Origin of the sequence: Sodalis-like endosymbiont of Proechinophthirus fluctus, from assembly GCF_001602625.1 — a bacterium.
GTDB lineage: Bacteria > Pseudomonadota > Gammaproteobacteria > Enterobacterales > Enterobacteriaceae.
The window spans coordinates 9,786-13,672 of record NZ_LECR01000015.1 but is presented as its reverse complement, the minus strand read 5'-3'; the positions used below and the strand labels follow the sequence as shown (position 1 = coordinate 13,672).

3 protein-coding genes, 1 tRNA gene and 2 pseudogenes are annotated in these 3,887 nt (G+C 51.1%); 4 read left to right on the top strand and 2 right to left on the bottom strand.

From position 1 onward, the window contains the following. The 4 genes and pseudogenes from ybgF to BG74_RS19355 form a co-directional block, all read left to right on the top strand. Window positions 1–396, top strand: a 396-nt coding sequence (gene ybgF / locus BG74_RS15840; protein WP_244267145.1) for a tol-pal system protein YbgF, incomplete at its 5' end; no start/stop codon positions are given. Window positions 397–575: 179 nt separating this feature from the next. After that, window positions 576–651: transfer RNA gene (locus tag BG74_RS01735), tRNA-Lys, on the top strand. Window positions 652–912: 261 nt separating this feature from the next. Then, a pseudogene (gene nadA, locus BG74_RS20200) lies at window positions 913–1,910 on the top strand (quinolinate synthase NadA). 69 nt (window positions 1,911–1,979) lie between these two features. Continuing rightward, window positions 1,980–2,303 carry a metallophosphoesterase family protein gene (locus tag BG74_RS19355; protein WP_066596147.1) on the top strand — a complete coding sequence of 108 codons (324 nt, stop codon included), beginning with the start codon at window positions 1,980–1,982 and terminating at the stop codon, window positions 2,301–2,303. 608 nt (window positions 2,304–2,911) lie between these two features. Here the strand turns inward: BG74_RS19355 and BG74_RS15830 are convergent. Then, window positions 2,912–3,463 (bottom strand): annotated as a pseudogene (locus tag BG74_RS15830) (cation diffusion facilitator family transporter); the annotation flags it as partial. A 1-nt stretch (window position 3,464) separates the two neighbouring features. Next, on the bottom strand, window positions 3,465–3,862 hold a 398-nt coding region (locus tag BG74_RS15825; protein ID WP_256364185.1), incomplete at its 3' end, for a cation diffusion facilitator family transporter. Window positions 3,863–3,887: the final 25 nt, after the last annotated feature.

Below are 3,887 nucleotides of genomic sequence, written 5' to 3'. Positions count from 1 at the left end.
GATAGGGAAACCAGCAGCAGCGGCAGCGCCAACACCGACTATAATGATGCGGTATTGCTGGTGCTGGAGAAAAAACAGTACGACCAGGCCATTAGCGCATTCCGCAACTTTGTTAAACATTACCCTGATTCCACCTATCAACCTAACGCTAATTACTGGCTTGGGCAGCTTAATTATAATCAGGGTAAAAAAGACGATGCGCTCTATTATTTCGCCATGGTGGCGAAGACCTATCCGAAGTCCCCTAAAGCGCCCGACGCACTGTTGAAGGTAGGCTTCATCATGCAGGAAAAAGGCCAGAAAGATAAAGCCAGGGCGGTTTATCAGCAGGTTAGAAAATTGTATCCCAGCGCTGAAGCAGCTAAGCAGGCGCAGAAACATCTGGCTGGACTGTAATCATGACGGGTCTGAACGGGGCAAGGGCAGCGTAAAACGGGTCAGAATGCTAGAAGATTGGGTAGTTGAACCGCACTTGAACTAATTAATGGTTGCGTCAAAATTTATAAATAAGTAATACGCATCGTCATTGCTCGGGGAAAGCTGATTTCTCTGGCCTCAGTTGTCATCAGGTGTTGGGGTCGTTGGCTTAGATAGTAGAGCAGTTGATTTTTAATCAATTAGTCGCAGGTTCGAGTCTTGCACGACTCACCATCTTTCGTCTGGTTACCTTATCTTTCACTCTCCATGTTTTAGCCGCCGTCGTGTACGCGGATGGTCAAATAACACACGATTTGAAGATGCGTCTGTATTACCTACTAAACATTTTAGCCAAAAATCACAAAATAGGCGCGAAAACGGGCTATAAATCTTGTATTTTTATTTAGCATACAAAATATAGACTTTCGCCAGCAAGTAACTTATTTTCTTAATGGCCCTGCGCGGCGGCGGCTTCGTAGCGCCAAAAGAGCAGCGATGAGTGAACTAATCGACAATTTTGCCACTATTTACCCTCTCCTGCTCTCCAAACTCGCGGCATTGATATAGGAGGAAAAGGCAGGTTTACGGGAGCGCACCGCAAGTTTGCTAAAGGCGTGCAAAGCGGTTATTGTGGCCCACTATTGTACCAATATTGTACCAATATTGTACCAATATTGTACCAATCCGGAGAGATCTAGCCGCTGGAGGGGAAGCCAGCGGCTTGCTACATGGCAGATGTGTTGAATATAGCGCGTTGTACGCGGAATGTTCGCTCGATCTCAGCTGTCTGGAGTTAGTGTTCGGCACGATTTGCGATGCGAACGGTGGGTTTTATATACTTGAACATCTCTGCCGCGGTCAATGCGCGGCGGCCAGGTAATGCCGTCCAGTATCACTGGTTGAGCTTATCGATCAACTCGACAGTCTGGGAGAGAAGATTATTTGGGCGCTGGACCGCCATCTTAGCCGCTATGTGTAAAAACAGACCAGTGAGGATATACTGTGCTGGCAAAGCGCCAGCATTGTGCATAATGAATTTAAGACCCAGGTGCGCGCTGCATGAAAAGACTCTATCCCGACGCGGCCGTGTAGTCCATTCTGAATCACGGCAGACAGTAGTCGGTTTGGCCGATGCGGTTGGTTCCAACAGCCAACTGATTCAGGCGGCCAACAACTTACCGCAGCAGCAGATATAATTGTGGCTACACCGATTGCAGTATTTTTTTCAAAATATAGCAGAGCGTGCCCGAAGAAGACCTTATTAGCGGCACTGACCGCCAGGGAAGGGCGCAACCTGCCGTAACCTGCGCGCATTGTCCGTGGATGGCGATGAACAGGCTCAAGGAGGCTATCGCAGCTGGGTTTGAACAGGGCGTGAGATATGGGTCGAAGAAGTTGTGCGTCAGTTGGCGCTGGTACCTCTGAATATGCTGGCTTTCACGGCCGATCTTGAGCGTCGCAAAGATCACAGCGTGGAGGTGCTCCTGAGCTGACGACTGCGGCTTAATAAGCTGCAAACCGTCGGCACGTGGCCATATCAGACTCGATGACAGAAGCCAGACGTGGTTATCGCTCAAATTTCAGACATTCATGTAGCAGACGATAACGATAACCTGTCCAGACAGGACCGTGCCTTAGCATGTCTTGATATTATCGCGCCGGACGTTCTTGTCCTCACCGGTGACCTGATAGATAATAGCGAGATAGAGGGCTATACGGCGATAGCAGCCCGACTGACAACCTATCCCTCCGCATCCTACTGGGGAATTCTGATAATAGGGCAAGCTATACACACCGTCTTGAACGCATTCTACTGTACCGATGGGAAAAACGCGCCACTACCTTTTGTAGAAGATTTTAGAGAATTGTGTCTCCATCCGGCCTGATGCTACCATAGAGGGGGAACCGAGGCTCAGGTGGCGGGGCACCTTTTGTAGCTGCGGGATGCGTTGTTGGCAAAAAGCCCCATGACGTCTATGGTGTTTTTACATCATCACGTCTTTGAGTGCAGTATCGCGCCTATGGATCATATCATGTACGTATAGATCATCGTATCATGTACGGGGGAGATCTGCAGCACTGGGCACGCTACTGCGCGATCATCCTCGTCGCGACCCCTCGCGCTCGCGACAAGCTGTGCGTATCGCTCCACAGCAGACACGTAGGCGGACATACACACCTACCTCTCTGGCTCGATTTGCCTCGCCAACCCGTTGTGGTTGAGATCAGCGACGATACCCTCTGCCGGTCCCCGTGCTGATGATCCACCGCTTGACAAATGGGCTACCCTAGCTAGCCACTTCATTATTGTCGTTTGAGTCCACCGCCATGTCCGGTTTATCCTTGTTCGGCAGTCGGCGATCAACTTTTGATTTTTAGCTACCGGCGTTTACCGGCCAACCACCTTCAACTTACGATCGACTGTTGCTGACAAAAGGAGAAAAAGTGAGCGGCAACGTTAATGATGGTGATAGGCGTGCAGGTTCATCTCGCCCTAATTAATCACGCAATTATCTTCTTCGCAGCGTTGATACTCTATTTGGATGGTCGCATGCCCAATGTGATAGTGCTCTAGCAGATAATTTTGAATGTGGTGCAAGAGCCTGTCTTGGTCGCGCGACGGAATAACCTGCACATGCAGAGTCATCAAAGGCCGCTCGCCGACCTGCCAGAGATGGACATGATGAATATTGCGCACTTCAGGAATGTTGCGCGTCATTTCGCGCTTAAGTTTCTCAATATCGAACTGCTGTGGAGTACCTTCCAGCAACTCCTGCAGGCTTTCACGTAGCAACTGCCAGCCACTGTGCAGCACGAGACAAGAAACAAGAATCGACAGCAGCGGGTCAATGGGTAGCCAGCCCGTATAGAGGATAACTAACGCAGCGATAGTGGCGCCGACCGAGCCGAGCAAATCCCCTAAAACGTGCAGCGCCGCCGCCCGCAGATTGATATTTTTTTCGCCGCTACCACCGCGGTGCAGCAACCAGAACGATAAAATATTCGCCACCAGCCCGGTGGCGGCGATGGACATCATGGTCCAGCCNGCAATAGGCTGAGGGGCGAGAAAGCGATGCGCAGCTTCCCAGATGATCATTACCGTGATAAACAGCAGCGCCAGCGCATTGAGAAACGCTACCAGCGTGGTCAGACGTAGATAACCGAAGGTGTGACGGCTATTAGGCTGGCGGGTAGCAAAGTGTATCGCTAGTAACGCCATCAGCAGGGCGGCGGTATCGGTCAGCATATGCCCTGCATCAGCCAGCAACGCTAGCGATCCTGATAGATAGCCGCCGACCGCCTCGACAAGCATGAACAGCGCCGCGACGACAAAAGCCGCTAGCAGGCATCTATATGCGCCTGTTTCCGCACCAGGGGACGGGTGGCCATATCCGTGCCCACTGTGGTGCTCCTGCGTTGCGGCTACAGGTGTCTGGGAATACATAGGATCTGCCGGCATAAATTTTCCT